This is a genomic window from Bacillus sp. RO1 (assembly GCF_012524115.1).
In the GTDB taxonomy this organism is placed as follows: domain Bacteria; phylum Bacillota; class Bacilli; order Bacillales; family Bacillaceae_I; genus Sutcliffiella_A.
Window position 1 is genome coordinate 1 of sequence record NZ_JAAZWB010000081.1, and the last position, 24424, is coordinate 24424.

The 24424-nt window shown below is 43.9% G+C and carries 24 protein-coding genes; 17 read left to right on the forward strand and 7 right to left on the reverse strand.

The window, feature by feature from the left end; translation table 11 throughout:
• Positions 1–678 precede the first annotated feature (678 nt).
• Positions 679–1293, reverse strand: a complete 615-nt coding sequence (locus HC179_RS13500; RefSeq protein WP_168864784.1) for a cyclase family protein — start codon at positions 1291–1293, stop codon at positions 679–681.
• A gap of 56 nt (positions 1294–1349) precedes the next feature.
• On the reverse strand, positions 1350–2828 hold the full coding sequence (gene zwf, locus HC179_RS13505; RefSeq protein ID WP_168864785.1) for a glucose-6-phosphate dehydrogenase: 1479 nt from the start codon (positions 2826–2828) through the stop codon (positions 1350–1352).
• Positions 2829–3183: 355 nt separating this feature from the next.
• Between zwf and HC179_RS13510 the strand changes: the two genes are divergently transcribed.
• The 8 genes from HC179_RS13510 (at position 3184) to HC179_RS13545 (ending at position 8809) form a co-directional block, all read left to right on the forward strand.
• A complete protein-coding gene (locus tag HC179_RS13510) occupies positions 3184–3855 on the forward strand; it encodes a uracil-DNA glycosylase (protein ID WP_168864786.1) in 672 nt (223 codons plus the stop codon).
• 26 nt (positions 3856–3881) lie between these two features.
• Positions 3882–4685 carry an ion transporter gene (locus HC179_RS13515; protein WP_168864787.1) on the forward strand — a complete coding sequence of 268 codons (804 nt, stop codon included), beginning with the start codon at positions 3882–3884 and terminating at the stop codon, positions 4683–4685.
• Positions 4686–5916: 1231 nt separating this feature from the next.
• Positions 5917–6555, forward strand: coding sequence for a methyl-accepting chemotaxis protein (locus HC179_RS21375; RefSeq protein WP_481747976.1), 639 nt, complete (start codon positions 5917–5919; stop codon positions 6553–6555).
• Between the two features lie 111 nt (positions 6556–6666).
• Complete coding sequence (locus tag HC179_RS13525; RefSeq protein ID WP_240948534.1) at positions 6667–6870, forward strand: hypothetical protein; 204 nt, start codon at positions 6667–6669, stop codon at positions 6868–6870.
• A gap of 12 nt (positions 6871–6882) precedes the next feature.
• On the forward strand, positions 6883–7404 hold the full coding sequence (locus tag HC179_RS13530) for a DUF420 domain-containing protein (protein WP_088019814.1): 522 nt from the start codon (positions 6883–6885) through the stop codon (positions 7402–7404).
• Positions 7405–7442: 38 nt separating this feature from the next.
• The gene (locus tag HC179_RS13535) at positions 7443–7787 is read left to right on the forward strand and encodes a YwdI family protein (RefSeq protein WP_168864789.1); all 345 of its coding nucleotides are present in this window, start codon (positions 7443–7445) and stop codon (positions 7785–7787) included.
• 150 nt (positions 7788–7937) lie between these two features.
• Positions 7938–8237 carry a hypothetical protein gene (locus HC179_RS13540; protein ID WP_010197523.1) on the forward strand — a complete coding sequence of 100 codons (300 nt, stop codon included), beginning with the start codon at positions 7938–7940 and terminating at the stop codon, positions 8235–8237.
• Between the two features lie 203 nt (positions 8238–8440).
• On the forward strand, positions 8441–8809 hold the full coding sequence (locus tag HC179_RS13545; RefSeq protein ID WP_168864790.1) for a DUF423 domain-containing protein: 369 nt from the start codon (positions 8441–8443) through the stop codon (positions 8807–8809).
• Positions 8810–8952: 143 nt separating this feature from the next.
• Here the strand turns inward: HC179_RS13545 and gerQ are convergent, their stop codons facing one another.
• Both gerQ and hemQ read right to left on the reverse strand, forming a co-directional pair.
• Positions 8953–9492, reverse strand: a complete 540-nt coding sequence (gerQ, locus tag HC179_RS13550; protein WP_168864791.1) for a spore coat protein GerQ — start codon at positions 9490–9492, stop codon at positions 8953–8955.
• Positions 9493–10184: 692 nt separating this feature from the next.
• Positions 10185–10928 carry a hydrogen peroxide-dependent heme synthase gene (gene hemQ / locus HC179_RS13555; RefSeq protein ID WP_060664677.1) on the reverse strand — a complete coding sequence of 248 codons (744 nt, stop codon included), beginning with the start codon at positions 10926–10928 and terminating at the stop codon, positions 10185–10187.
• Positions 10929–11206: 278 nt separating this feature from the next.
• Here hemQ and pta point away from each other — a divergent pair, with 278 nt between their 5' ends.
• Together pta and lipL are read left to right on the forward strand one after the other, a co-directional pair.
• Complete coding sequence (gene pta / locus HC179_RS13560) at positions 11207–12181, forward strand: phosphate acetyltransferase (protein ID WP_168864792.1); 975 nt, start codon at positions 11207–11209, stop codon at positions 12179–12181.
• A 210-nt stretch (positions 12182–12391) separates the two neighbouring features.
• Entirely contained in the window at positions 12392–13267 is an 876-nt protein-coding gene (lipL, locus tag HC179_RS13565) for an octanoyl-[GcvH]:protein N-octanoyltransferase (RefSeq protein WP_168864793.1), read from the forward strand.
• A gap of 57 nt (positions 13268–13324) precedes the next feature.
• On the opposite strand, the gene HC179_RS13570 is transcribed toward lipL, so the two are convergent.
• A complete protein-coding gene (locus tag HC179_RS13570; RefSeq protein WP_168864794.1) occupies positions 13325–14089 on the reverse strand; it encodes an RsfA family transcriptional regulator in 765 nt (254 codons plus the stop codon).
• Positions 14090–14322: 233 nt separating this feature from the next.
• Between HC179_RS13570 and HC179_RS13575 the strand changes: the two genes are divergently transcribed.
• The 4 genes from HC179_RS13575 to HC179_RS13590 all read left to right on the forward strand — a co-directional run bounded on the left by HC179_RS13575 (position 14323) and on the right by HC179_RS13590 (position 18284).
• On the forward strand, positions 14323–14547 hold the full coding sequence (locus HC179_RS13575; RefSeq protein ID WP_060664674.1) for a YuzB family protein: 225 nt from the start codon (positions 14323–14325) through the stop codon (positions 14545–14547).
• Positions 14548–14875: 328 nt separating this feature from the next.
• Complete coding sequence (locus tag HC179_RS13580) at positions 14876–16174, forward strand: HD domain-containing protein (protein ID WP_168864795.1); 1299 nt, start codon at positions 14876–14878, stop codon at positions 16172–16174.
• Positions 16175–16204: 30 nt separating this feature from the next.
• Entirely contained in the window at positions 16205–16711 is a 507-nt protein-coding gene (locus HC179_RS13585; RefSeq protein WP_168864796.1) for a YwgA family protein, read from the forward strand.
• A 289-nt stretch (positions 16712–17000) separates the two neighbouring features.
• Complete coding sequence (locus HC179_RS13590; RefSeq protein WP_168864797.1) at positions 17001–18284, forward strand: DUF2254 domain-containing protein; 1284 nt, start codon at positions 17001–17003, stop codon at positions 18282–18284.
• Between the two features lie 38 nt (positions 18285–18322).
• Here HC179_RS13590 and HC179_RS13595 read toward each other — a convergent pair whose 3' ends face one another.
• Positions 18323–18529 carry a 2-hydroxymuconate tautomerase gene (locus tag HC179_RS13595; protein ID WP_481747977.1) on the reverse strand — a complete coding sequence of 69 codons (207 nt, stop codon included), beginning with the start codon at positions 18527–18529 and terminating at the stop codon, positions 18323–18325.
• A 102-nt stretch (positions 18530–18631) separates the two neighbouring features.
• Between HC179_RS13595 and HC179_RS13600 the strand changes: the two genes are divergently transcribed.
• The gene (locus HC179_RS13600; RefSeq protein ID WP_168864798.1) at positions 18632–19147 is read left to right on the forward strand and encodes a YwhD family protein; all 516 of its coding nucleotides are present in this window, start codon (positions 18632–18634) and stop codon (positions 19145–19147) included.
• 342 nt (positions 19148–19489) lie between these two features.
• Here HC179_RS13600 and HC179_RS13605 read toward each other — a convergent pair whose 3' ends face one another.
• The gene (locus tag HC179_RS13605; protein WP_168864799.1) at positions 19490–21559 is read right to left on the reverse strand and encodes a transglycosylase domain-containing protein; all 2070 of its coding nucleotides are present in this window, start codon (positions 21557–21559) and stop codon (positions 19490–19492) included.
• Between the two features lie 505 nt (positions 21560–22064).
• On the opposite strand from HC179_RS13605, the gene speE reads away from it, so the two are divergent.
• Positions 22065–22892, forward strand: a complete 828-nt coding sequence (gene speE, locus HC179_RS13610) for a spermidine synthase (RefSeq protein WP_148987178.1) — start codon at positions 22065–22067, stop codon at positions 22890–22892.
• Between the two features lie 434 nt (positions 22893–23326).
• Positions 23327–24199 carry an agmatinase gene (speB, locus tag HC179_RS13615; RefSeq protein ID WP_148987179.1) on the forward strand — a complete coding sequence of 291 codons (873 nt, stop codon included), beginning with the start codon at positions 23327–23329 and terminating at the stop codon, positions 24197–24199.
• Positions 24200–24424 lie beyond the last annotated feature (225 nt).

A 24424-nucleotide genomic window follows, 5' to 3' on the forward strand; every position in this document is an offset into this window, starting at 1 on the left:
TTTGATTCAAACAGGCGACGGCGTTAGGAGTCATGTGGTGTGACTGGTGTGCAGTCATAAGCTCTACCGATCTTGGAGGCGGGGGCTGGGGATTTGTTTTTTTTGTGGTGGCTGTTGTTTTATCAGAGTGGTGAGTTGGTTGATATCTGACTTTTGGTTGCTCGAAATAGAATCTTGGGGTTATCGTGAAAGGGAATTATCTTACCATTACAAACACGAAAAGCCCAAACGGTAACAGAGAAGCTGTCTCAAGGCCCGAAGCAGCTCACGAAACCCGAACGGTAACAGAGAAGCCGTCTCAAGGCCCGAAGCAGCTCACAAAAGCCCAAACGGTAACAGAGAAGCCGTCTCAAGGCCCGAAGCAGCTCACAAAAATCCCAAACGGTAACAGAGACCACGTCTCAAGGCCCAAAGCAGCTCACGAAAAGCCCGAACGGTAACAGAGACCACGTCTCAAGGCCCGAAGCAGCTTACCCAAATCCCAAACAGTAACACTCTTTATCCGCTCCAGTTTTCTTGATATATCCCGAAATCTCTCGATATAATCCCAGAATTATTGATATCCCGAAAATCCACCAGTTCACATGGTCCGCACACCCCCACATGCGCCCCTAATGCACGCAAAAAAACCACCCTACCCCCAAATTCCCAAGGTAGAGTGGCCAATCTACTCAAATCTTACTGCATATCCATCAAAACAATACGTGCTGGGGATGCGTCCACACCGCTCAGCTTCAATGGCGCTGCACACATGATGTACTCGCCTTCTGCGATATCCTTCAAACGCAAGCCTTCAATGATGATTACACCATTTGCGAATAGAGTTTTGTGTGTCGGGTGGCCTTCTTGGCTGCGCTCGATGCCAAGTGCATCGACGCCAACGCCACTTACGCCGATTTCAGCCAAATAAGCCGCTGCGTCTTCTGCTACATACACAAAGTCAAAGTTGAACTCTTCATCAAAAGAGTTTTTCGTTTTAAATAAAAGGAAATCGTCCTTGCCAATATCAAGTCCTTCGATATCTTTCACCGTAATGCGGTCCTCCACTGCAGTCAAATCAAACACTTTACAAGGGCCGACAAGCTTTTCCAATGGTAAGGTTTCGATTGTTTCGCCGTCGACTACCATATGAAGCGGGGCATCCACATGTGTTCCTGTGTGGACATCAAGCTCCAAGCGTGTTTCAGTGACATAACCGTTTGTGTTGGTTGTTTGTTTAGGCTGCTTTTCCGGTTTATTTTTATATACTGGCATTCCCGTGTAAATAGGGGATGAAACGTCATAAACTTTCATGTAAAAAAACTCCCTTCTAATTTCCAAGCACTAGCGTTCAAAAAGCGTTCATGTGCTTACAATGGCCACCAATGGAAGCCGTCTTTTTGCAATAGCCCGTCGGCCTGCTTTGGACCCATGGAACCTGATTCGTAGTTCGGGAAGTCGAATGCTTTCGTGTTTTCCCACGCTTTGGAGATCTCATCGATAAAGCTCCAAGACAGGGCCACTTCATCCCAATGGGTGAAGTTTGTCATGTCACCACGCATTGCGTCATAGATCAGGCGCTCATAAGCTTCTGGTGTGTTAATACCATCGATGCAATTGTTCGTGTAATCAAGTCTGATAGGTGTTGTTGTTACATCCTTACCCGATTTCTTAGCATTTAAATGCAAGGTGATTCCTTCTTCCGGTTGAATGTTGATGACTAGAAGGTTAGGATCCACTTTTTCCCCGCGATTATAGTATAGGTTCATCGGAATATCCTTGAATTGAACGATAATCTTTGTGGACTTTTCCGTCATTCTTTTGCCGGTACGGATATAGATTGGGACACCAGCCCAGCGGAAATTGTCAATCAGCAGTTTTCCTGCTACATATGTTTCCGTATTGGAGTTAGGGTCCACAGAATTTTCCTCACGGTAACCTTGGACTTGGTTGCCGTCGACAATCCCTGCTCCGTACTGACCGCGCACGAAATAGTCCTCCACATCATCTTGTTCAATCTTTCTCATCGCACGCAAGACTTTTACTTTTTCACTGCGAATTTCTTCTGGATTCAGCTTGATTGGGGGCTCCATAGCAAGAAGCGCAACCATTTGAAGCATATGATTTTGCACCATATCTCTAAGGGCGCCAGAATTTTCATAATAACGTCCGCGATCCTCGACTCCAAGTACTTCACTGGAAGTGATTTGGATATTTGAGATGTAACGATTATTCCAAAGCGGCTCGAAAAGGGCGTTGGCAAAACGGATTACTTCAATATTTTGAACCATTTCTTTTCCAAGATAATGGTCGATACGGTAAATTTCGGATTCGTCGAACGCTTGACGAATTTCAGCATTCAATTCTTTAGCAGATGGAAGATTGTGTCCGAACGGTTTTTCAATGACAAGGCGTTTCCAGCCATCTGTTTCTGTCAGGCCTTCTGACTTTAGGTTCGTTGCAATAGTGCCGAAAAACTCGGGTGCCATGGCAAGATAGAAAATTCTATTACCATTTGTTTCGTAGTCGGAATCTAGCTCACCGCACAATCCTTTTAGCTGTTGGTAAGATTCGCTGCTAGTCACATCAAAAGGATGATAATAGAAGTGAGAGCTGAACTCTTCTACATTTCCGTCACCATTTGCCACGCTGCTTACAGAATTTGACACATTGGAACGGAACTCCTCATTTGTGAGTGGACGTCTTGCAACGCCGACAACAGCAAAGTTTTTAGAGATGCTACCATTTTTATAAAGACGGTAGATGGAAGGATATAGCTTGCGTTTCGCTAGATCTCCTGTTGCACCAAAAATGACAATTAAAGATGTCGGATTTTCTTTTTTACTCACCGTAAGAACCTCGCTTTATGTACTATTCTTTAAAATATGTGTTATAACATTACTGTTGATTAGGCTGATTAATTATGTAAAAATGTAACAATTTCAAAAATAAGTATGAAACATTGAAAAAATAACCTACCCAAGTATTTTATTTTATCTGTTACGGGGGAGGAATTCAATCTTTATTAAGCCTTATTTACTTACCAATCACTATATCACATCTGCAGTGGAACTCAGAATGATAGGCCTCGTCGTTAGTATGAAAAAATAAGGACAAAACCATTCATACAGAAAACTTCAAGGCCTCATAAATTCTTCTATATGATAAAGTAAGAAAGACAGGAAAGAACGGAGGGACAAACAGGTGGAAAATGTTAGTGGAACATGGAAAACTTTGTGGGAAAAGGAGTCGTCCCAAAAGTATTTTAAAGAACTGATGGACTTTCTGGAAGACGAGTATGCCAAACAAACCGTCTACCCTGAAAAAAAGTACATCTTCTCAAGCTTTGAGGCAACAAATTATGAAGAGGTAAAAGTCGTCATACTAGGTCAAGACCCTTACCACGGAAAGGGTCAGGCACACGGTATGAGTTTTTCTGTGCAGAAGGGCATTCGAATTCCGCCTTCCCTAAAAAATATCTATCAGGAACTCTATGATGATCAAGGTTTAGAGCCTGTGAATCATGGCTTTTTGATGGAGTGGGCGAAGCAAGGTGTGTTATTATTAAATACGGTTTTGACGGTGAGAGAGAGCAGTCCGAACTCCCATAAAGGAAAGGGCTGGGAACTTTTTACCGATGAAGTCATCAGATTATTGAATGAACGAGACAAGCCAGTCATTTTCATCCTCTGGGGTAAACATGCGGAGCAAAAGGAAGCATTGATTACAAATGGTCGTCACTTTATCCTGAAAAGTCCGCACCCAAGCCCTTTTTCTGCACGGAAAGGATTCTTTGGCAGCAGGCCATTCTCAAAGGTAAATGCCATCCTAGAAGAAATCGGGGAAGATGCAATCGATTGGCGGTTAACGCCTTGAAAAAGAATAATTGAGGAAGTGCACGAATGCAAACTTGGAAAAAAACGATACAACATATAGTCCAACACCGTAGTTTTATGAATGCCGTCATGTTTGTTATCCTCTTGAACGCAATCTTAATCGGGGTAGAAACTTATCCAGACTTAAGAGCAGAATACGCAGGACTGATTCATGGCTTTGAAGTGTTCTTTTTATGGTTTTTTACCATTGAAATCATTTTACGGATGCTGGCAGAGAAGAAAATTCATCATTTCTTCCGAAGCAGATGGAATGTATTTGACTTTGTCATTGTCGCTGGGGTCCTCTTTTTTAGCGGAACCTATTTCATTTCCGCCATCCGGATTTTACGTGTCCTAAGGGTGCTGCGGGCCATTACCGTCATACCATCCTTACAGCGTCTTGTGACAGCTTTTCTAAAAACAATCCCGTCGCTTGGAACAATCATGATGCTATTATCGCTTGTTTTTTACATTTACGCAGTATTAGGAGTCTTGCTTTATGGAGACATCTCACCAGAATATTTCGGATCGCTGCATTTAGCGCTTGTAACACTGTTCCAGGTCATTACATTGGAATCATGGGCAAGCGGGGTATTCCGTCCCATATTTGCTGAAAGCCCACTTTCATGGGTATATTTCGTTTCCTTCATCTTGGTTGGAACGTTTATCGTCTTGAACCTAATTGTCGGTGAAATTTTGAACAACATTCAGGAAGCTAAGGAAGAGGAATTAAAAGAAGAGAAAATTGAGGTCAGTAAAAAAGAGTTGGCGAAAATCACAAACGAGATTGCTGAGCTGAAACAACTGATACAACAAAAAGAAAAGATGTAATAGGATGGACACGGAGGAATTATAACTTCGTGTCCTCTTTTTAATAAAAAAGTTAAGGGTGATACTAAAGACCCACACGCTAGATGCCGAAATAAAATAAAAGAGAGATACGAAAGTGGCTATTTGTGCAAACGGTTTCATTTAAAAGGGTGTAGGGGGTAGAAATATGGGGAATTTGAGGAAAAGACTTTTGGTTTTGACTTTATTAATCGGAAGCATAGGCTTGGCAGCATCCATTGTTATTTGGCTGAATAGCATGCAGGTGCAAAAGGGCGTCAATGAGTTAGATGAGATAACCAAGATCAATGAGAGTTATTTTGAACTCGTACAATCTTATCAAAGCACTTTGGCCGATATGTACTTTGTTGTATCAAGTGGATACTCCAAAACACATGTTGAAAAGATTGAGAAAAACTTAGAGCAAACCGAGAAGAAGCTGCAGGAATTCGAGCCTTATTTTACGAAATTTGAGGAATTTGGTCAGTTGAAGCAGTATTTTGTTGTTTCACATGAAACATTGTCAAAACAATTCGACATTATTAGCGATGTTTCGAATGCTGCCAACATGGACCGCGTTCGAATCACGACATCGGAGGACCTAGCGAAAGCCCGTAATCAAATAGAGCGTGCCAATGATAGTGGCATGCAGTTTCTACAGGCTTTTAATGATGAAAATAGACAGGTCATTCTGGATAAAGTAAAATCAACGGAGCTATGGACCTTAGTGACGCTCGGTATCCTTGTATTCGTTCCGATTTTTGCCCTTTTAATGTTCAGGAGAGCATTCAACAAGGGAGTCAACCAGGTTCTTGGTCGCGTGAACGCCTATCAGGAGGGGGACTTTTTATATGAAGCAGAGCAATCTTCTTTTAGAAAAGATGAGTTCGGGCAAATTGAAACTTCTCTCACCACCATGGGGCAAAATATAGAGCAACTTATGCAAGGGAGTATTGGTGCAAACCAACGTCTTCAGCTTGTCATGAAAGAGCTCTTGGTAGCAGCGGAACAGAACTTAGAAGAATCAGCTGAGATTAAACAGCGTTCTGAACAAGTAACCAAAAAAGTGTCTATGCAGTATGAAGGGACGACAGCGATATCTGCCGTAACAGAGCAGGCTTCCGCCAGTACGCAGGAGATTTACAGCATTGTAGATGAAATGAAACGCAACCTGGAAGCAATGGAGAGCCTATCGAAAAGAGGGGCACAATCATTAAAACAGATGGTGGCAGACATGCACCAATCTTCGAAGGAGACCGAAACGATTGTAGATCGTTTTACCAAAATAAAAGTAGATATTGATGAAGCGAACAGCTTCCTTAAAGGAATAACAGAGATTACAACCCAGACCAATTTGCTAGCCCTTAATGCCTCCATTGAAGCGGCAAGGGCAGGGGAGGCTGGAAAAGGATTTGCTGTGGTGGCAGAAGAAATCCGAAAGCTTTCCGGCCAAACAGATCTTTTTTCCAAGCAAATTAACAGCATTACTGGTCGCATTCAAGAAGATACCAATGAAGTCCTGAAAGAATTCCAGCTTTTCAAAGAAACAATCGAGCAGACAAATGAAAAAAATGAAGCGTCCGCCAAGCTGTTCCAGGAAATAGCCACTAATAGCGGGGCATTGCTAGAGCAGGGCACTCATATTACGGTGACCATGGAAGAGATAAGTCACGGAGTAAATGAAATCGTCCATTCGGTAAATGACTTGGTTGCATCCTCATCTGAATTGACAGAGGAGATGGGAGAGGTTGTAAAAGCTGCAGATCATCAAGTCGATCTATCGAACAACATGAGACGCACGGTCGATACAGTGAAAGAGACCGCCGAAGATTTGGCAGCCAACATCGCATCCATAAACATGAATAAATCGTGAACATGAAGCCTGTGGAGTGATTTCTCCACAGGTTTTATATGTTATGGGAAGATGGAAAATGGTAGAATGGAGGTTGGACAAGAAGGGATTCGAGAGGAAAGGGTGGGGAGCATGGCCAAACGTATTAATTGCTTAAAATGTAAGCATTACTATGTCACGTGGGATGCCAAGTTTCCAAAAGGCTGTCGGGCATTCGGTTTTAAGGCAAATCAGTTGCCTTCCGTTGCCGTGTTTCGTTCTTCCGGAAGTCCTTGTTTGAAGTTTGATGCAAAAGATTCACCAATAAAACCCAGCCAGAACGGGTATTATGTGTAAAAGGAGCTCACTATGAAAAAAATAAATTACCTTCCATGGATCATCGGCATTTCGATCGCGGTAAATGCACTGGTTGTCGTATTGTTTTTCTTACCTCAATATGAAGGGTTAGCGCACGTCGATTTAACATTTTTACCGATGATGAACGCGATTTTTAACAGCTTTACTTTTGTCTTTTTGGTATGCGCCTTAATTGCCATCAAAAAGAAAAATATAACGGTCCATCGTCGCTTTATATTGGCGGCTTTTTCATCCACCACCTTGTTTTTAGTTACATATGTGACCTATCATTCCTTAACAGAGTCCACTCCATTTGGCGGGGAAGGAATTATTCGTTCCATTTACTTTTTTATTTTACTAACTCACATCGTGTTGGCTGTCGTAATCGTGCCTTTGGCCTTGTACTCCTTGGCTACAGGGCTAAGCATGCATAAAGAACGACACCGGAAGATTGCGCGCTGGACCATGCCATTATGGTTATATGTCAGCCTGACAGGTGTTATTGTGTACCTGATGATATCGCCGTATTATTAATAAACATTATTGGATCTCAGGACAAGGAGGGAAGAAGGATGAGCATTACGCTGGATAAGGTTTTGGCACGCTTGGAGTCGGAACTGGAGAAGGCCATAGATACCGGAAATGTGCAAAAAAAGCGGGAGCACCTTGCTGCGATAAAATCCCTGTGTGAGTTGGCCTTGGAGACGGATTCGGAAGGGGATGTGTTGACTTCGGCAAGGACTGCAACTCAACCAGCTGCGGCCTCAACGGCTCGTAGCATCCAAAGGGCGCCCGTATCTTTCGAACAAGCGGCACCTATCTACACGCCGCCAACCCAACCACCAACCATCACAAACGCCCCGTCCAAACCAATCAAAGAAGACGACGCGAATGGGGACTCACTGTTTGATTTTTAATAAAAGGGGTCAGACCCCTCTTTAACTATTTAAAGGGTTAAAGAGGGGTTTTTATTGTTCTTTTAGGGTTTCTCCCCACAACTTACCATACTAAAAACGGTGTGGTAACTTAAACTATAAACACCCCAGTAAGTAATGGAGGTGTTTTACATGCCTGGTGGTACAGACGGATCGATGTATGGTTTAATGGCGGCGTACGTTAGCACTAATTTTGACTCGTCGACAAAACTTTCTCACGATCGTTACGAAGTGTATGTAAATGGTGACTTTGTTGGGCAGAAGAATTTGCTCTCGACTAGAGAAGACGTCACAAGTGTCAATGAATTCTTACATTCACATGGATATAATGACTTTTTGTCTAACATAGATGGTGATCATTATCATATACAAACGGAAAAGAAAGAAAGGGAGCTCAAACAGGCTCTGCAGATTTATCTTCATTCTAGATAATTCATAAATGCCCTTATCGCTTTGCTTGTTGGAGCGGTGGGGTGTTTTTTTATTTGGTGTGGCGAGAAGTGAACATTGTGTGTACTTACATGTCATATAGCAGGTTAGGTTTTAGTATCCCGCTTGGTCAGGGGAAGCTAATACTATATAATTCATTATATTGAAGAAATATAACAGACCTTTTGAAAGGTGGAAAAACAGATATGAATTTATTTATCATCCTTGCAGCAATAAACGGATTTTTGGCAGTGGCTCTCGGGGCATTTGGAGCTCACGGACTTGAAGGAAAAGTATCCGAAAGAATGATTGAGATTTGGAAAACAGGTGTCACCTATCAAATGTTCCATGCCGGCGGACTTTTTGTCGTGGCCCTGCTTATGGAACGCTTCAATAGCACAGGCCTATTAAACGGAGCAGGCTGGTCCTTCCTCATCGGAATCATCCTATTTTCCGGAAGCCTGTACATCCTCACCCTCTCCGGCATAAAAATACTCGGAGCCATCACCCCACTAGGCGGCGTAGCCTTCCTCATTGGCTGGGTGCTAATCATTGTTGCAGCGGTCAAAGGATAAGGGGTTTTGAATGAAGGGTTTAGGTTATTGCGTTGAAGTTTTAAAGAGGTAGAGAGATAAAGAGGGGTCTGACCCGCTGTGCGTTAATACGTTAACACACAGCATCGTCAGACCCTTTTATTATTTGTTCTTTAGCTCGTTTTTTATCTTGGTTGGTACTGGGTTAGGCCTTGGCCTCCGCTGTTGAATGGGTATTCGTAGTCTAGTTCTTCATCGAATGTGATGTAGTCTAGGTAGACCATTAGGAGAAGATAACGTTTGCCGGTTTGCGGATCACTTAGGATGATGTGATCGCGTCCTGCTGCTTCGATGATTCCTTTAAATATTTTGGCATTCCATTCCCGGTTGTTCTCAAATGTCATGTACACAGTTGCCAGCTTACCTCGATTTAAGCGAAGAATATTTTCAATATAGGATTGTTCTAGCGGCAACATGCCTGGCACATCCTGCCCACCTTGCGGACCGCCAGATTGGAATTGTGTAGGATAAGACGGTATGCCTGTTTGCTGCCCCGCAACTTGCTGTTGTTGAGGCTGTTGTTGCAATTGTTGCATCGGAAAACCTCCGCCTCCACCGCCGCCATACCACTGCTGTCCATAGTTTCTGTAATAGGATGAGTAAGGATCTGCTCCGTACCCCGCTGAAAATGGGGCACCTGCTGCCTGTGAAAACTGTTGATTCATCTGTCATTCCCTCCTCAAAACTTTTATCTGCTTCATTGTGAGAAATAACTCCCATCTTCACGCCTCGAGTTATAGCAAGCTCTTTGGCGGAAAAAGGGTTGCTAAGGTTCAAATAATTAAGTCGCACTACTTGATTGTATGAAAATTAGAGAAGGAATATGACAGGGGTAAGAGAAGGGAAGGAGGTGGAAGTATCTAAGCCGGAAGCGGTGAAAAATCATATACTTCGGTAACAGAGGAGGCGTCTCAAGGCCTAAAGCCACGTCTCAAAAAGTAAAACGGAAACAGAGAAGGCATCGCAAGGCCCGAAAGAAGGAAGAATCCAGAAGTTCGGGAACAGAAAAGGCGTCTCAAGGCCTGAAGTAAGAAAGAATCCAAAAGTTCGGTAACAGAGGAGGCGTCGCAAGGCCCGAAGGAAGAAAGAATCCAAAAGTTCGGTAACAGAGAAGGGGTCTCAAGGCCTGAAGGAAGAAAGAATCCAAAAGTTCGGTAACAGAGAAGGCGTCTCAAGGCCCGAAGGAAGAAAGAATCCAAAAGTTCGGTAACAGAGAAGGCGTCTCAAGGCCTGAAGAAAGGAAAAATCACAGAGTTCGGTAACAGAGAGTGCCAAAAATTAACTACCAACAAAAAACGCCAAGCAACCAAACTGGAAAACCAGCCGGGCGACTTGACGTCAACAAACAATCTTTATTTTACACGTGTAAGAAAGAGTAAACGCGATCTTCTTCTAACAGGTTTCCAACATAGAATGCACCAAATTCACCAAAGCGTGCACTTACTTCGTCAAAGCGCATTTCATACACAAGCTTCTTGAATTGAAGTGCTTCGTCCGCAAACAGAGTTACGCCCCACTCGTAATCGTCGAAACCGACAGAACCAGTGATGACCTGCTTCACTTTTCCAGCATACTGACGGCCGATCATGCCGTGGCTGCGCATCATGCGACGACGGTCTTCCATCGGCAGCATATACCAGTTGTCTTCTCCGTTACGGCGCTTGTCCATCGGGTAGAAGCAGACATGCTTTGCTTTTGGCAATTCAGGGTATAGTCTAGCAAGGATTTGTGGGTTCTGATACGGGTCCTCGCCTTCTGGTAAGTAGTTACTAAGCTCCACAATCGACACATAAGAGTGCACAGGGATTGTGTATTGAGCTAAAGTTGTTTTGTTAAATTCGTTTTCGATGTCATTCAACTCTTCTAACGTCGGACGTAAAAGCATCATCATGAAGTCCGCTTTTTGACCCACGATGGAGTACAATGCGTGGCTTCCGTTCTTCTCTAACTGAACTGTGTTCCACTTTTCCACAAGTCCGAGGAATTCATTAATAGCCGTTTGGCGTTCTTCGCTAGAAAGCGTCTTCCAAAGGGCCCAATCTACCGTACGAAAATCATGGAGGCAATACCAGCCGTCCAATGTTTGAGCTGCTTCACTCATTACAATCACTCCTTAACAAGATTGTGTATGTATCCTTCCTTACTATATCACAGTTTCCCCATGACTTCCTGTAAGTAAAACTCTGAAATTGTGAAAGCTTCATGAATAGTAAAGGTCAGCTCAGATACAATAGTAGGGCATAGATGGAGCAGTTTTTTTAGAAAATAAAGACTTTTTTCTGTAAGCGATAACAATAGAGGGTACCGGTTGCTTTTCCATGTTGAAGGAGTATCCTAAACAATAGAAGCAAAAATAAAGCGGATTAAGGAGTGACCTTTGTGAGCGATTTATTTCAAACATTAAAAGACAAAGTAGCAGGAAAAGATATTAAGATTGTATTCCCAGAAGGCAATGACGAGCGTGTATTAACGGCAGTTGCTCGTTTGGCTGCGGAAAACATGGTTAAACCGATTGTGGTTGGGGATTTGGACGAGATTAACGGACTTGCTTCCGAGTTGAAGTTGACATTGGACGGCGTGGAAATTTATGATCCAAAAACATACGAAAACATGGACGAGCTTGTAGCGTCATTCGTGGAGCGTCGTAAAGGGAAGGCGACTGAAGAGGATGCACGTAAAATCTTGTTGAACCCGAATTATTTTGGCACGATGCTAGTACACGTTGACCGTGCACAGGGGCTTGTAAGTGGAGCGGCGCATTCAACGGCTGACACAGTGCGTCCAGCCCTTCAAATCATCAAAACGAAAGAAGGCGTACGCAAGACTTCGGGTGTATTCATCATGGTCCGTAACGACGAGAAGTATGTATTTGCAGACTGCGCGATCAACATTTCCCCTGATAGCAATGACCTTGCAGAAATCGCAGTAGAGAGCGCGGCAACAGCGAACATGTTCGGCATTGATCCAAAAGTTGCGATGCTAAGCTTCTCTACAAAAGGATCTGCAAAATCTTCTGAAACAGAGCGTGTAGTAGAAGCGGCGCGTATCGCTTCCGAACGCGCACCAGAGCTTGTGGTGGACGGAGAATTTCAATTTGACGCGGCATTCGTACCTTCTGTAGCGGAAAAGAAAGCACCAGGCTCTAAAATTCAAGGGGACGCAAACGTATTCGTATTTCCAAGCCTAGAAGCAGGAAACATCGGCTACAAAATTGCCCAACGCCTAGGAAACTTCGAAGCTGTAGGCCCAATCCTGCAAGGCCTCAACAAGCCAGTAAACGATCTTTCCCGCGGCTGCAGCGTAGAAGACGTCTACAAACTAGCACTAATCACAGCAGGACAAGCGGTAAACTAACAAACAAAAGCGAATACTCAATGCATGCTTAAAAAACAGAAAAAAAAGAGGTATGTGCCGCCAAAGCACATACCTCTTTTAATTATTCGACGGAAAGAAGCAAAACCCTTTGGGGGTCTGACCCCCAAAGGGTATTTTTTTCTCCCAAAGCATGTATTATAATGCTAATGAAGCTTTTTAGTCCGGAATTTAAGAGGAGCATTAATAATTATGGTAGATCCAACAGAACCAACACAACCAATTTACACGCCTGCGTTGCAGTTGTTGAAGCAGCCGAGCTGGCGAATTATAGATCAGTCGTCTTTAGGGACAAATTTTCATGCATTGCAATCTTTTGCGATGGATGACACTTTATGCACCGCTGTTGGCAAAGGGGATAGCGGAGCGGCATGTCGGACGTGGGTGCACCATAACACGGTCGTTTTAGGTATTCAAGACACGCGTCTCCCTCATTTACAAGCAGGGATTGATTATTTGAACAGTCAAGGCTATGAGGTAATCGTCAGGAATTCAGGTGGTCTTGCAGTCGTCCTTGACCAAGGAGTCCTGAATATTTCCCTTGTTTTTCCGGAAGGGGAGAAGGCAATTGATATCAATCGTGGATATGATGCCATGTGGGAGCTGACAAAGCATATGTTCCGCGATATGCCATACAACATGGAAGCCAAGGAGATTGTCGGTTCCTATTGTCCTGGAAGCTACGACCTTAGCATTGATGGCAAAAAATTTGCAGGCATCTCTCAGCGCCGTATCCGAGGTGGAGTGGCTGTCCAAATTTACTTATGCATTAACGGAAGCGGATCAGAGCGAGCAAAGATGATAGGAGAATTCTACAAACGCTCCCTTCAAGGCGAAACAACCAAGTTTGCTTTTCCTACCATTGTGCCAAACGTGATGGCTTCCCTGACAGAGCTCACTGGTCAGAACCTAACAGTACAAGATGTTATGCTGCGCCTTCTGACTTCACTTAAAGAAATTAGCGGCACCATCTTCGCCAACACCCTCCAAGGCCAGGAATTGGAGCTGTACGAACAATACTACTCAAGAATCGTCGAACGAAACGAAAAAGTACTGGGAGAAAAGTAAAAGGGTCTGACCCCACTTTAACGCATTAACGTAAGTGGGGTCAGACCCCTTTTATTTCTATTCCGCCAGTTTCTCCAAATTACCATTGCGGTCCATCATGAATTTGGATGGGACGTGTTCTTCTTCGTCGAAGAGGACTAGTTTGCGGGCTCGGTTCATGATTTTCATGAGTGTTTCGTAGTCTTCTTGGACGGTGACTTGTTCGGCTTGCAGTTTTTGGACGCGTTTTTCCAGTTCGTTGTTGGCGCGCGCAAGTTCTGCGTTTTCTTTTACTAATCTCTCATTTTCTTGTTGTAGAGCACTAGTATGAACGTTTGAGTGTTTCATGGTTTGTAAGAAACTAATTACTTGCTCCATAGATAAAGAAGATTCTATTCCCATTCCCATGCCGCTCCCGTAGCCTGCAAAAGATGGTTGAGCTTTCAGTTCTGCTGCTCTTCTTTCCACTCTAGTTTGTGGAACAGTCATCGGTTGTTTTACCTCTGTACCTTCAAGCGGTCTTTCCTCTATTTGTTCCAACACAAACGGCAGGTCTTCATTCACTACAGTCTCAGGTGGTGTGTACAATAACTTCTTCGTAGGCTGCCCTAGCGCACGCTGACGTTGCTTTCGCTGCTTTTTTGCAAGCTGCAGTGCCTTTTCATAATCATGGCGCACCACTGCGTTCCAGCGGAATCCACATGCAGCGGATGTGCGGTTCAGTTTGTCGCCTACTTCTTCAAATGCATTCAATTGGGTGCTTCCTTCACGGACATGGCGCAGAACGGTTTCTGCTAGCAATAAATCATTTTCTTCAGACCAAGCATCTTGACGATCTTTCATATATAATCCAACTCCCTTATCTAATCATCGTTCTGTCTATATTTTTGACGGAGAAAAAAATATTTATACATATTCATAGAAAAAATTACTAGATTGTTATCTGTCAGCATTTCGCCAAGAATCTCATAGAAACGAACTTGCATTGTCCATGGATTCCCTGTAAAATACCTTTTAGCTAATGAACGATAAAGTGATTCCACTCACTTTTTGAATAGAAAGGGCTGTGTAGAACCATGGCAAATGAGTTTCGCATTTGTGATGACTGCGATGCTACCAATGTGAAAACCTTGATCCCGAAACTCAAAAAAGTGGACGAGGGCGCATGTGTGGAAGTGGGCTGTCAATCCTATTGCGGGCCGGGAAGAAAGAAGTCGTTTGCATTCGTAAACAACCGTCCTGTCTCCGCCCCAACAGAAGATGAACTGATAGAAAAAATAGTGAAAAAGCTAAAGAAATAAAAAATCGCCTCTGTGTCCCTGCATAGGTGATTTTTTATTCGCCTTTTCTAGAAAAAAGCAAGACTAAGAGGCAACGAAGTAGGGTAAACCCTTAGAGGGAGTTTCCCCTGTTAGGCGGAGTGCAGGGTGTCCGACTCCGAGGCAAGATAGCGGTAGACTTGAGACCTCACAGGCGAAGCCGAGGAGCCTCAAGCACAGCCCTAAGGATAAGCGAACACCCGGAACGCAGACTAACAGGTGTTTAACCAAAACCCACCTTTTCTTGTAAAATATTTACGATATAATAGAGTTAGATAAATATTATGCCGAAAATAAAGAGGTCAATGAAATGAGTTATGCAACCGAAAAACTGAGTGAAGAAAAGGTGTTTAAGGACCCTGTGCACAGGTATGTCCATGTGCGCGACAGGGTCGTTTGGGATTTGATTGGGACAAGGGAATTTCAGCGCTTGCGCAGAATTCGCCAGCTTGGTACCACCTATTTGACGTTCCACGGTGCGGAGCATAGCAGACTGAACCATTCATTGGGAGTATACGAGATTGTCCGTCGCATCATTGATGACGGATTTGAGGGAAGACAGGATTGGAATCCGGATGATCGCCTGTTATGTCTATGCGCTGCCTTGCTGCACGACCTGGGACATGGTCCTTTTTCCCATTCCTTTGAAAAGGTGTTCCACTTAGATCATGAAGATTTCACTCAAGCCATCATTCTTGGGGACACGGAAGTAAACGCCGTCCTAAAAAAAGTCCATAAGGATTTTCCGAAAGATGTGGCCGAGGTCATCGCGAAAACGTATAAAAATAAATTAGTGGTTAGCATGATTTCTAGTCAGATAGATGCTGACAGAATGGACTACCTTCAGCGTGACGCTTATTTTACTGGTGTCAGTTACGGGCATTTTGATATGGAGCGGATTCTGCGCGTTATGCGCCCGAGAGAAGATCAGGTTGTTATCAAGTCTAGCGGGATGCATGCGGTGGAAGATTATATTATGAGCCGCTATCAAATGTACTGGCAGGTTTATTTTCACCCTGTAACAAGAAGTGCAGAAGTGATTTTGACGAAAATATTGCACCGTGCGAAACAATTACATCAAGAATATTACACCTTTAAATATCATCCTGTTCATTTTTACTCTCTTTTTGAGGAAGAAATTTCAGTGGAGGACTACATAAAGCTTGATGAAGCAGTCATTATGTATTATTTCCAATCCTGGCAGGAAGAAGAAGATTCGATATTAAGTGACTTATGTCGACGATTTATGAACAGGAATTTGTTTAAATACGTCGAATTTAATCCTAATAAGCAAATGATGGACTTGATGGAACTGACAAGTCTCTTTAAGAAAGCGGGCATCGACCCTGCATACTATCTAGTGGTGGATTCCTCGTCCGACCTGCCATACGACTTTTATCGTCCGGGAGAAGAAGAGGAGCGCCTTCCGATTCACCTGCTTATGCCAAACGGGGATGTGCGTGAGCTATCGAGGGAATCTGAGATTGTGGATGCCATATCCGGCAAAAGAAGAACCGATCACAAGCTTTATTTTCCACAAGACATGCTAGAAGATTTAACGACAAAAAAAGCGGCAAAGAAAAAAATCAGAGAGATACTAGGAATATAGGCAACGGATAAGGTTAGGAGATGAAAGGGTTTGTTGACAGATCACGCAAAATTAATGAAGGTGTTTGCATCTGCAGGTGAAGTCATTGGGAGAAAAAAGCTGCAGAAAATGGTGTATATAGCCAAAAAGCTAAACTACCCATTTTATGAAAAGTACAATTTCCATTTTTACGGACCATACTCAGAAGAAGTGACATTAAGAGTAGAGGAGCTTTGCAATCTCGGCTTTTTAAGCGAGCTCAAAGAAAACAAAGGGGGCTACTCGCAATATCGCTATTCCCTGACGGAAAATGGGGAGGAGTTTCTCACGCACTACGACCTGGAGATGCCGCATCTGAACGAGTGCATGACAAGGATGAATGAACAGAGCTCTCGCTTTTTAGAGCTTGTTTCCACGGTGCTATTCTTTGAGAACCTGCCGCGGGAAGAGGTTAAGGAGAAAGTCTTTACGTTAAAAAGCAAGCAGCGATATACAGAGGACGAAGTGAACGAGGCCTACGATTATATCGAAAGCCTTCGTGCATGCATCACACAATAATTGTAAGAAGCCCAAGAGGATGGTTGGATCCTTTTGGGCTTTTTCTATATGGAAAAATTTAAAAGTTACAATAATCTCTGAAAAAGTCACAATCATCACCTGAAAAGTCACAATCCCCCTCAAGAAAGTCATAATAACGGCAGAAAAAGTCACAATAACCAGAAATGGCCCTCTCAAAAGGCAAAATTTCTTCGGATAACCACACCCATGGCAAGACAACAGGCTTACCTCCACCCCAAAAAGGGAATGCTACCTATAAAAAGCCGACAAAAAGGGGAGTAACATACATATGGAAAAGTGGACCTTAAGAGTAAGAAAGGAAATATGGTTTGTGCCAAGCCTTTACGCATTGGCAAGCCTTATTCTAACAGCGATTGTCATAACGGTAGACACCGTTTTTGCGGATTCGGTACAGAACAACCTTCCGAAAATATTTTTCACTAACGTCGACTTGAGCACCACCATCTTGAGTTCGATTGCGACCGCAATTCTCACGATGACGACTATTTCGTTTTCCACCATCATGGTGGTGCTGACAACCTATTCGAGTCAGTTCTCCCCGAGGACACTGCAAGATTTCATGACAGAAAAGACAACCTTGCATGTGCTGGGAGTGTTTGTCGGGTCCTTTATTTATACGGTGTTGTCCTTATTGTTCATGAAAGATTGGTTAGATGAGCAGCGAGTGTTAGCGTCAGGGGTTGGCGTGATTCTCGCTGTGATTTGTGTTGGATACTTTGTCTTTTTCATTCACCATGTCGCACGCTCCATCCAGGTCAGCAAGCTTATTGAGAGGGTTATGAAAGAGGGGATTGCTACAGTAAAAAAGAAAAAGCTACTCTATAAAGCCGAAAAAATACTTTTTGAAAAGATGGAAGTTTCAGCGACCTCTTTTCAAGAAAAAATGGAACTCACTCCAAAAGCCACAGGGTATGTTCAAGTCATCGATGCAGAAGGGTTGGCAGCCAAGGCGAAGGAGCAAGGTTTTCAGGTTGTTTTCAATAAACGCATTGGTGACTTTGTAACGGAACGTAGCGTGATCGCCATTGTTTATTTTACAAAAGGTAAACCAGAAGATTTGGACTTGACCGCTTTCATCGAGGTGGGAGAAGAGCGTACACCGCTTCAGGACGGGGAGTTTGCTTTGCAAAAACTCGCGGAAGTGGCCCTGCGAGCAATATCTCCAGGGATAAACGACCCTAATACGGCCAATAACTGCATTCGGTACATGAGCAGGCTGCTGATCGATTTTGGTGAGGTCGATTCAGACGCGATTACTTACCTGGATGAAGATAAAGAGAAACGGGTGACGATTCCGCAACGGACCTTTGAAGAAATCCTGTACACCGGTTTTTATCAGATTCGAATTTACGGAGAACGGGATATTTCGGTTGTACTCACGATCTTGGAGTGCCTGATTCTTATAGCCGAGGGAAGCAATCAGGAGATGAAGGACAAGGTTAAGAACATGTGGGAGTTTTTAGTAGAAAGCATTAAAGAGGAATATTTCGAGCCGCTTGATATAAAAATGGTAGAGGAGAAAAAGAAAAAATTAAGTGAATTACTGAACTAAAAAGGGATTCGAGAGCCTGTCCGAATCCCTCTCAACATTTATTGATCGCTTAATCGCTTACCGCCAACCGCATAGTGGCCCTTTGTCATCTCTTCAATAAAGACGACGATTTTCTCTTCCGGTGCACCGGTCGTTTCGCTGACAGCAGCTGTCACTTTTTCCACCAACGCTTTTTTCTGTTCCTCACTGCGGCCTTCAAGCATTTTAACAGTTACATATGGCATATTGAAATCGCTCCTTTGAATGTTTTTAACTCTCCCGTAAATTATTGTATAATGTAAAGAAAAGCGCAAGCGGCAGGATCGGTTTTGTCGCTGCAGCTAAACAAATGGCAAGGGGGCTAGAATATGGATCAGGAAAAGAAGAAAAAACCAATTGGCTTTAATATTATAAAAAATGACCCGACAGATGGGCACGGAGGATTTGGAATCGGGGCGCTCAGCCTTGATAATGTTTCGCCTGTATTTGTAGATGTGGAGGGTGGGGAAGCATTTGTCGATATTGGCGCAATGCATGCCCGCAGTACGGTAGAGCGTGGGATTAAGTTCCTTCCCAACAAAGAGGACGTGCCGAACGGAAAACCATACTGGCTTGTGTGGGTAACCATCGACCGCAAGCAGGAAGGGCCGTATTATGCAGGAGTGACAGCGTGTGAAATGACGGTGGATCGTGAAATTCGCCGAGGCTACAAGTCACTGCCGGAGCACGTGAATAAAATGGATAAGTCCATGAAACGCCATATCATGGTGGAGCATATGGATGACCATTCTAAAGCTATTTTGCAAAACTATTTGGAGTCTCATGACAGTGGAATGTGGGAAAGAGCTTCCGATGACCTCAAAAAGCAATTAGCAACAAACTAGTTTGTCAAGAGGATATCAAAAATAAAGATGTGACATTTTTTTGAATGTTCGACTCTACCCACTTGAGTTATTACGACAAAAAAAGTAAAATTAAACTCACATGTGTAGAACACATGGAAAGCTAGGACACCTAAAACCCCCGGGAGACATCCCGGGGGTTTTAACTTTTTTAGGATACTATTTGTTCTTTGAGGCATATAGCTGTTGATTGGAGCAAAAGGCGAAGACTCTTGAGGGAGATAGCGCTAGGTGGAGACCCCACAGGCGCAGCCGAGGAGTCTCACGTCAGCCCCTAGGAAAGCGAAGCCGTTTGCGGAAATCAACAGCGGTGTTTCTTATACATTACATCCAAGGTACAAATCGTTTCCACCATTTTTTATTTTCTTTTTTCGGTTGTTCTTCAGGAACTGCTTCCTCTTCTTTTACATCTTCTAAATGCGCCATGCAGTATTCGGTTGGTTCGGTTCCTTTAATATAATAGCTTAGCCTTGAAACCGGACAATCGCTTGTGGCAAGAAGGCCACTTTCCGGATTGACCTGCACCCCGACAACTCCTTCTGTTGGTGCAAATGCCACAACAGATTTATTGTCGAGCGCGCGCTCCATGAATCCTGCCCATAAATTTTTTGCATAATGTTTTTCCGCCCAAAGCGTAATGGATTGATCACGGTCATAGCCTGTCCAGACAGCACTGACCAGCTGCGGGGTGTACCCGATCATCCAGCTATCCGTTTCTGTGGACCCTGATTTTCCGGCATAAGGCCTTGTCAGCTTGTCGAGAATCGCATTCCCGGTTACGGCCATATAGCCGTTCAAGGCCGGATCGAACATTCCGGTCATCATATGATTCAGGACAAATGTTACATCAGGATCCAGTAATTGCTTCGTTTCTTTTTCCCGCTCAAAAAGGATTTCTCCCTTGTAATTCACAACTTTCTCAATAAAAACAGGCTTCACTTCTTTTCCACCATTCGCAAAAACACTGTAGGCATTGGCCATGTCGAGTACCCGGACAGGGGAAGTACCTAATGCAAGAGAAGGGACATCCTTTATTTTAGAATGGATTCCAAGTTCTTTTGCCTGTTTGGTCAATTCTTTTTCGCCAAGCAGTAAGTGAGTTTTAACCGCATAGACGTTATCGGATAATGGCAAAGCCTGCATCATCGTCAACACATCATTCGCATAGTAATTATTAAAATTATGAGGCGTGTATTGCGAGCGACCGTTATCGACTTCGAAGGTTGTCACTTCACTTCTAAAGCCGGTAGATGGCGTGAATCCTTGCTCAAGCGCTCGATAATACAGCAATGGCTTAAAAGTCGAACCGGGCTGTCTTTCTGCCTGCGTCACCCTGTTGTACGGGCTTTCTTCGTAATCTCTTCCGCCTACAAGCGCAAGCACTCTCCCCGTTTTCGGATCCATAGAAACGAAGCCGACCTGCATATCAGACTCCGGATCGAACGTTTTCTCCACTTCCTCTTCGGCAATAGCCTGGAGAGAAGGATCCAACGTAGTGTAAATATGAAGCCCACCCATTTCTAACTCTTCTTGCAGACCCAAAACATTTCTAATCTCCGCTCGAACAGCATCTTGAAAATAAGGGGCCATGAACTCTTTCGGCAAATGCTCACGATTTCCGTATGTTAGCGGCTGTGCGAGTGCTTCTTCCGCTTCTTTTATCGTAAGAGAGCCGTTTTCCACCATGGAATGCAAGACAATTTCCTGCCTTTGTCGTGCCCGTTCGCTGTCTGCATAAGGTGAAAAGACGCTTGGACCTTTCGGAATACCTGCAAGCATGCTGGCTTCCGCTAATGTCAGCTCTTTTGCAGGCTTGTTAAAATAGTAATAAGACGCCGATTCAATTCCATAAGCGCCATGACCATAGTAGATCGTATTCAAATAGCCTTCAAGAATCTCTTCTTTCGAGTAATTAGCCTCAATCCTAATCGTATAAAGGGCTTCATCCCATTTTCGCTTCCACGTCTTATCATGAACAAGAAAAAGATTACGGGCATATTGTTGCGAAATGGTACTAGCTCCTTGCACCTTTGCACGGGCCTTAATATCAGCAAGGATGGCACCACCGATTCGCTTAGGATCAAACCCGTGATGGGTGAAAAAACGTCTATCTTCCACCGCCACCGTCGCATCAACTAAATAAGGGGAAATGTCCTCGAGTCCGACCCAGTAACGCTTCTCGCCACTATGAGCCTCTCCAATTATCGCCCCGTCCTTGCTATAGAAAATCGATGACTGCGTAACAGAAAGGGGAGGAGCGCCCTTGGATTTCGCATAAATCCAAACACCGCCAACCAAAAGAAAGAAAGAGATTGATAGGATAATTCCGATAAATAACATGGCACGAATATATTTAATAACCTGCTGAAACCGGTCGTTTGTGATTAATTCCATTTTTCTCGAACCCCCTTTATCTAAGACCTCTATCTAATGAAATTTTCATAGTGAAAAAACTAAGTTGATTGAAGTGGAAGGCGCGTAGACTTCCGGGGGAGGAAGGGATAGGGGAGACCCCGCAGGCTTGCCGAGGAGGCTCCCGGACCGCCCGCAGAAAAGCGAAGCGCCTGGAACGAAAATCAACCGTTAAAACGAACATATATCTTCATTCATAAAAAATGGTTTTATTTCCTAGTATTAAATTCTTTGAACCTTTTTAAACATTTGCAGAAAAATAAATTTTTTACTTGAATTTTTGCTAGATTCATCTATACTTTTTTCTTGGTGATTAGAAAAGTGGACGCGGTTGTTTTTTGGCCGAAGAAGCAAGAAATCCCGACAATTCAATGTTTCATTTTTCATCGATAGGGAACGATAAAAACGAGCATTTAACGATAGAAACTAACGCTTATGGCCGCAAGATAGATAGTAAATTTAATGTTGGAAGGGAATGTTGTACAAAATGGAATTATGGTACACAGAATATCAAACAAAAAACTTCGGAATCACAGCGAAAATCAAACGCACTTTACATACAGAGCAGACGGAATTCCAAAAGCTTGATATGGTAGAAACAGAAGAGTTCGGCAACATGCTTATCTTGGACGGCATGGTTATGACGACACAAAAGGACGAGTTCGTTTATCACGAAATGGTGGCACACGTGCCATTGTTCACGCACCCAAATCCTGAAAATGTGTTAGTAGTAGGCGGTGGAGACGGCGGCGTTATCCGCGAAGTCTTGAAGCACCCAAGCGTGAAAAAAGCGACACTTGTTGAAATTGATGGGAAAGTAATCGAGTACTCCAAGAAGTATCTTCCTGAAATTGCAGGAGAGCTTGAAAACGAGCGCGTGGAAGTGAAAGTCGGTGACGGCTTCATGCACATCGCAGAAAGCGAAAACGAGTATGATGTAATCATGGTTGACTCCACAGAGCCAGTTGGACCAGCTGTTAACCTATTTACAAAAGGCTTCTACGCAGGAATCTCCAAAGCGTTAAAAGAAGACGGCGTATTCGTAGCGCAAACGGACAACCCTTGGTTCACACCTGAGTTAATCACAAATGTACAACGCGACGTACGTGAAATCTTCCCGATCACACGCCTGTATATCGCAAACATCCCAACATATCCAAGCGGCATGTGGACATTCACAATCGGATCCAAAAAACACGACCCACTGGAAGTAAGCGAAGACCGCTTCCACGAAATCGACACAAAATACTACACAAAAGACCTGCACAAAGCAGCATTCGCCCTACCTAAATTTGTAGCGGATTTAGTGAAGTAATAAGGTAGAGAGATAAAGAGGTAAAGAGGGGTCTGACCCTCGCCGCGGTACAGCTTTGAAGTTATAGAGAACTAAAGAGGGGTCTGACCCTCAGCGCGTTAAAGCGCTAAGGGTCAGACCCCTTAAAATAAATATAAATCACACTATGAGGGACGAAAGTGAGATACGTCATATTTTAACTGTTTCGCCTGTTGATTGAAGTGCAGGGTGTGAGACTCCTCGAAAATGCTACGCATTTTCTTCGTGCGATGCGTCGCTGTCGAAGCCTTCCATGTCCTACGGGAGGAAGGGACTGGGGAGACCCCTGAAGCGTTGTGAGGAGGCTCCCGGACCGCCCGTGGAAAGCGAACACCCGGAACGGAAATCAACAGGAAGTTGACTAATTCACACCATTTTCTTGAAACTACCCCCTCACTCCAAGGAGGAAACTACCCATGCGTTTTGATGAAGCATATTCAGGCAACGTATTTATTAAAAGCCATCCAAGCTTTGAAGATAGCCAAGCAGTAATCTACGGTATGCCGATGGACTGGACAGTAAGCTACCGCCCAGGATCCCGCTTCGGCCCGTCCCGTATCCGCGAAGTATCCATCGGACTAGAAGAGTACAGCCCGTACCTAGATCGTGAATTAGAAGAAGTAAAATACTTTGATGCTGGTGATATCCCATTGCCATTCGGTAATCCGCAAAAAAGCATCGAAATGATTGAAGAATACATCGACAGCCTTTTAGAAAAAGATAAGTTCCCACTTGGTATGGGAGGAGAGCATCTTGTATCATGGCCAGTCATCAAGGCAATGTACAAAAAGTATCCAGACCTTGCTATCATCCATATGGACGCTCACACTGATCTTCGTGACGACTACGAAGGCGAGCCGCTTTCCCACTCCACACCGATCAAGAAAGCAGCAAACCTAATCGGGCCGACGAATGTGTACTCATTTGGAATCCGTTCCGGTATGAAGGAAGAGTTCCAATGGGCTAAGGAAGTGGGCATGCACATCTCCAAGTTTGAGGTGCTTGAGCCATTAAAAGAAATCCTTCCAACACTTGCTGGCCGTCCGGTATACGTAACTATCGACATCGACGTTCTTGACCCTGCACACGCACCAGGTACAGGAACAGTGGATTGTGGCGGTATCACGTCCCGTGAGTTGCTTGCATCCATCCATGCGATTGCAGGTTCCGATGTGAACGTGGTTGGAGCGGATTTAGTTGAGGTTGCACCTATTTATGACGCTTCCGAGCAAACTGCCAACACTGCAAGCAAGCTGATCCGTGAAATGATTTTAGGTTGGGTAAAATAAGCATTTTATTTTTGGCTCTGTTTTTCAAGTACTTGCGAGAGTGCTTGGGGGACAGGGCTTTTTATGTGTTGGCAGGTTCTATATAACCGAAGAAGGTGGGATTATAGATGAACGGTCTAATAGGGAGGTCCAATTTGTTTGAAGCTTGAAGAATACAAGGGAAACTGACTAATAGAACGCTTCTATACGCCTGAAGGCCAAGGAAACTCAGGCAAACTGTCTAAT

Excerpts from the sequence above, each read along its gene's own strand:
- HC179_RS13605 (WP_168864799.1), bottom strand. The coding sequence starts at position 21,559 with ATGGAATTAATCACAAACGACCGGTTTCAGCAGGTTATTAAATATATT.
- HC179_RS13600 (WP_168864798.1), top strand. The coding sequence starts at position 18,632 with ATGGATCAGGAAAAGAAGAAAAAACCAATTGGCTTTAATATTATAAAA.
- HC179_RS13500 (WP_168864784.1), bottom strand. The coding sequence starts at position 1,293 with ATGAAAGTTTATGACGTTTCATCCCCTATTTACACGGGAATGCCAGTA.
- HC179_RS13535 (WP_168864789.1), top strand. The coding sequence starts at position 7,443 with ATGAGCATTACGCTGGATAAGGTTTTGGCACGCTTGGAGTCGGAACTG.
- lipL (WP_168864793.1), top strand. The coding sequence starts at position 12,392 with ATGGTAGATCCAACAGAACCAACACAACCAATTTACACGCCTGCGTTG.
- gerQ (WP_168864791.1), bottom strand. The coding sequence starts at position 9,492 with ATGAATCAACAGTTTTCACAGGCAGCAGGTGCCCCATTTTCAGCGGGG.
- HC179_RS21375 (WP_481747976.1), top strand. The coding sequence starts at position 5,917 with ATGCACCAATCTTCGAAGGAGACCGAAACGATTGTAGATCGTTTTACC.
- hemQ (WP_060664677.1), bottom strand. The coding sequence starts at position 10,928 with ATGAGTGAAGCAGCTCAAACATTGGACGGCTGGTATTGCCTCCATGAT.
- HC179_RS13545 (WP_168864790.1), top strand. The coding sequence starts at position 8,441 with ATGAATTTATTTATCATCCTTGCAGCAATAAACGGATTTTTGGCAGTG.
- HC179_RS13570 (WP_168864794.1), bottom strand. The coding sequence starts at position 14,089 with ATGAAAGATCGTCAAGATGCTTGGTCTGAAGAAAATGATTTATTGCTA.
- HC179_RS13540 (WP_010197523.1), top strand. The coding sequence starts at position 7,938 with ATGCCTGGTGGTACAGACGGATCGATGTATGGTTTAATGGCGGCGTAC.
- HC179_RS13525 (WP_240948534.1), top strand. The coding sequence starts at position 6,667 with ATGGCCAAACGTATTAATTGCTTAAAATGTAAGCATTACTATGTCACG.
- speB (WP_148987179.1), top strand. The coding sequence starts at position 23,327 with ATGCGTTTTGATGAAGCATATTCAGGCAACGTATTTATTAAAAGCCAT.
- speE (WP_148987178.1), top strand. The coding sequence starts at position 22,065 with ATGGAATTATGGTACACAGAATATCAAACAAAAAACTTCGGAATCACA.
- HC179_RS13530 (WP_088019814.1), top strand. The coding sequence starts at position 6,883 with ATGAAAAAAATAAATTACCTTCCATGGATCATCGGCATTTCGATCGCG.
- HC179_RS13515 (WP_168864787.1), top strand. The coding sequence starts at position 3,882 with ATGCAAACTTGGAAAAAAACGATACAACATATAGTCCAACACCGTAGT.
- HC179_RS13580 (WP_168864795.1), top strand. The coding sequence starts at position 14,876 with ATGAGTTATGCAACCGAAAAACTGAGTGAAGAAAAGGTGTTTAAGGAC.
- HC179_RS13575 (WP_060664674.1), top strand. The coding sequence starts at position 14,323 with ATGGCAAATGAGTTTCGCATTTGTGATGACTGCGATGCTACCAATGTG.
- HC179_RS13590 (WP_168864797.1), top strand. The coding sequence starts at position 17,001 with ATGGAAAAGTGGACCTTAAGAGTAAGAAAGGAAATATGGTTTGTGCCA.